Origin of the sequence: Nitrosomonas sp. Nm33, assembly GCF_900107265.1 — a bacterium.
Taxonomy (GTDB): Bacteria; Pseudomonadota; Gammaproteobacteria; order Burkholderiales; family Nitrosomonadaceae; genus Nitrosomonas.
In genome coordinates this window covers 1-3,387 of sequence record NZ_FNPJ01000131.1, presented here as the reverse complement: position 1 = coordinate 3,387, position 3,387 = coordinate 1, and the positions used below count along the sequence as shown (strand labels likewise).

Annotated in this window: 4 protein-coding genes; 1 reads left to right on the top strand and 3 read right to left on the bottom strand. The window is 52.7% G+C overall.

The genetic code is table 11. The features are described 5' to 3' along the window. Nucleotides 1-92 precede the first annotated feature (92 nt). From BLV54_RS14815 to BLV54_RS14805, 3 genes are all read right to left on the bottom strand, one after another. Entirely contained in the window at nt 93-1,157 is a 1,065-nt protein-coding gene (locus tag BLV54_RS14815) for an NAD-dependent epimerase/dehydratase family protein (protein ID WP_218132434.1), read from the bottom strand. Nucleotides 1,158-1,730: 573 nt separating this feature from the next. Then, the gene (locus BLV54_RS14810; protein ID WP_090572363.1) at nt 1,731-2,129 is read right to left on the bottom strand and encodes a transposase; all 399 of its coding nucleotides are present in this window, start codon (nt 2,127-2,129) and stop codon (nt 1,731-1,733) included. A 183-nt stretch (nt 2,130-2,312) separates the two neighbouring features. Beyond that, nucleotides 2,313-2,810 (bottom strand): cupredoxin domain-containing protein, encoded by a 498-nt coding sequence (locus BLV54_RS14805; RefSeq protein WP_090572362.1) that lies wholly within the window; start codon nt 2,808-2,810, stop codon nt 2,313-2,315. 250 nt (nt 2,811-3,060) lie between these two features. Between BLV54_RS14805 and BLV54_RS14800 the strand changes: the two genes are divergently transcribed. Next, entirely contained in the window at nt 3,061-3,363 is a 303-nt protein-coding gene (locus BLV54_RS14800) for a transposase (protein ID WP_090572361.1), read from the top strand. Nucleotides 3,364-3,387: the final 24 nt, after the last annotated feature.

The following is a 3,387-nucleotide window of genomic DNA, read 5'->3' as shown; positions in this document are numbered from 1 at the left end:
CACCAAAGAATCAATCGGGTTGCCTGAACCTGATTAACTTTATATGTCAGAGCTTAACTTTCTTTCAGGTTGTCCAGTTACAGGGAGCCACATCACTTTGCCCATTCGACGAAATGCTTCAGTCCCGTAGCAAAGCCGGTTCGCGGTTGCCAGCCCAATTGCTCGCGCGCCAGGGCGATCTCCGCAACCGCATGGCGCACGTCGCCGGCGCGGAAGTTTCCAGTGACGCGATAGTCATCCGGGCTGCGGCCATAGAGCGACAGCACGAATTTTGCCATCTCCAGGATCGAAACCGGCGTGCCGCTGCCGATGTTGATCGGCAGCGACGAAGACGCCTGCAAGGTTCCGCAGCGGCGAAACGCGTCAACGACATCGTCGACATAGACGAAGTCGCGAATGATCTGACCATCCTCGAACACGTCGAGCCACTCTCCCTGTTCCACCTTTTGGCAGAAGATGGAGATCACGCCGGTGTAGGGATTGCGCAGTGATTGGCCCGGACCGTAGACGTTTTGCAGGCGCAAGATGACAACTTCCACCTCGGTCCCCGCGACGCACTGCGTGCAGATATACTCCTGCATCAATTTGGTCGAAGCGTAGATTGATGCAGGCGTGGCCGACAACGTTTCAGACGTGGGAACAGGCGCCAGAATCGCTCCTTGCTCGTCCTTGAGGTCGAAATCGCCTCGCCGCATATCTTCAATGCGTCGCGGCGGTGCATTGCGCACTCGGCCTTGCGCGTCGCGCGCAGCACCTTCGCCATAGATAGCCCGCGAGCTCGAAAGCACGATGCGCCGCACCGCGCTTCCATGAGCCCGTACCGCTTCGATCAAATTGCTGGTTCCCACCACATTGACCAGGTTGTAGCGCGTAGGCTCGTCATACGATTGTCCGGTACCGGTCTCGGCAGCGAGATGATAAATGAGGTCAGGATTGAAGGCGCGGACTGCGGAATTGAGTTCCTCGGCGTTGGCTACATCTCCGCGAACAATACGGCATTTGCCGACCAGGCCGGTCGCCTCTTCCACCCGCGTATAGCCGTGGACCTGCGGATGGAAATTGTCGAAGACCATAACATCGTTGTCCTCGCAAAGCGATTTTGCCAACCGCGATCCGATAAATCCTGCGCCGCCGGTAATTAAAATGCGTTGCGTCATAATCTCCATGTATTCGCGTAAAGGGCCATCCGCTTTGCAGGGCTCTGATGGAGACTAAAGCTCAGAGGATCGAACGCAACGATGGTATGCGGCGACCGGCGACGTGCGACCCAATGCTACGCTTTCCGCCCCACCTTTCTTCGGCGAGAACAAGGTTGAGGTGCGCACGACCGTAAAGCCTTCCATTAAAGTATATAGGAAAAATAACTCCTTCTTTTTTATGAATATAATATACATAATGACGTGTGCATAGTCAAATACGCTGCTGAATGTACTCAGGAACGGTTTGGTTGTCAACCATACCGGCAATTAATCCGAAATTCACAAAATTTGTGTCATACCATCAGCAAATAGTGTTGATTTTTGATCGTTTTTTGCTAATTACGCGAAAGACGCTCAAGCGGAATGGTCAGCTTAATCAGGAAGTGTGCTGCAAAAGATGAGCCACGAATCAGACGGGATCGAAAAGACCCTGGACCTGCACAGGTGAACGTGACGGCGCTCGGGAAGACAAGCCGAGATAGTCAAGAATTTTAGTGGTTGCACTGGATTCCAGGATGGCGGCGATGATTTTCAGGGTTCCACCACAATGCGGACAGTGTTCGATGTCGATATCAAGCACCCGCTTGAGCAAAGTGCCCAACTGATGCGCACAGAAGCCGGGGAAGGCGGCGCATCGTCATTCCTATCGGATACATGATTTTTGTTTTTCTTGCTGTCAGGAATAATCTCAGGGTGCGGTTTGGCATTCGGCGCAAGTACGCCATGGAAGCGAATGAGGTTGAGCCTTGGCCGGGGAACCAGCACAGCCAGCCGTTGCATGAATTCCAGTGGCGACATCACGATATGGGTCGTGCCATCCCGATAAGGTGTCTTCAGCGTCAATACCACTTGCCCATCCTGGTTGCGCGCCAGGCGTTCATCCGCAATCGGACACAACCTCAATGGCAATCGGCGGGTAGCGGGCGTCATTATTGAGCTTTACGTAAATCGTAACAACTACAAAACTGACCCCGTCATTCCCGCGCAGGCGGAAACGACAGATACGAGCGATGTTGTGAATTTTGCAAAGATCGATAAATTTTACATGCTGCCGGCGATGGGAGTGACCCGTCGCCTGCATGATTTCATCTTATAACGACGTGCTTTGGCTGCTTAGAAGGATCCTCCCCACTGGGTTTCGTGCTTCTGGACCACGCCGTGCGCGTCGGTAAACTGGCACTTCACAGTCACGTGGACCTTGTCGCCAATTTTGACGGTGCCGGGTTTCTTCAGATCCACGGCCGTTACAGGTCTTCCGTCCGGCGCAACGTCCGCAACCAAATGAATCCCTTTGACGCTGATGGCTCCAGCCGTGATCTCCGCGCTGCACGCGGGACCCGCCGGGAAGCGGGCCGGGTCCATGTTCTCAACGGTGACCCTGACGATCGGCCCATTGATCATACGCGCATCGCCCACGGCGCAAGTCTCTAGTCCCACCGGATCGCACTTCGGCAGGCTGGGGTCTTCGCCGGCGGCAAGGGTAAGCGCCGTCCGCAATAGCGCAGCGGCATTGACCGCGGCGGGGGTGAGCAGGACGGCGCCGGTAATGCCTCCGGCCACACACAAGAGGCTCAATTTGGCCACAAAACTCCTTGCAATGATAGTTTTCATATGACGTTCTCTCCAAAAAGGTTGATGCTGCTATATGCGTCATGCCAGACACACCAGTCAGCGTATAGGAAAATACATTCATTAAAACTAAATCAGTAGCAAAAAAATTGCTACTGCCGGAGTATCTACATTTTCCATGATGTTTTATATTGTACTAAGGTACAGGTGTACTAAGGTACAGGTATGAGGTATGCTGAGTTTTGTGGAGTCCAAAGTTTCATAAAATATAGACATGAAATGGAGGATATAGATGGAACAATTACCCCGGACACGATATAGCCATGAATTCCGCAAGCAATCGGTCAAGTTTTTTAAAGAAAGTGGATTAACCCTGGTTGAAGCAGCGAAACGACTATCTTTACCTAAGGGGACGTTAAAGAACCGGGTTTATGCTGACCGACAAGGCACACTCCCAACCGTAGGTAAACACCAGAAATCACTGACTGAGCTTGAATTAGAGCTATCCAGAATCAAACGTGAGCTGGCAGAAGTCAAGATGGAGCGAGATTTCATAAAAAAGTGTGCGGCCTGTTTCGCGAAGGAGTCGCAGTGAAATACGGCATGATTGACACGCTGC

Coding starts and splice junctions, on each gene's coding strand:
- BLV54_RS14815 (WP_218132434.1), bottom strand. CDS start 1,157: ATGACGCAACGCATTTTAATTACCGGCGGCGCAGGATTTATCGGATCG.
- BLV54_RS14810 (WP_090572363.1), bottom strand. CDS start 2,129: ATGACGCCCGCTACCCGCCGATTGCCATTGAGGTTGTGTCCGATTGCG.
- BLV54_RS14805 (WP_090572362.1), bottom strand. CDS start 2,810: ATGAAAACTATCATTGCAAGGAGTTTTGTGGCCAAATTGAGCCTCTTG.
- BLV54_RS14800 (WP_090572361.1), top strand. CDS start 3,061: ATGGAACAATTACCCCGGACACGATATAGCCATGAATTCCGCAAGCAA.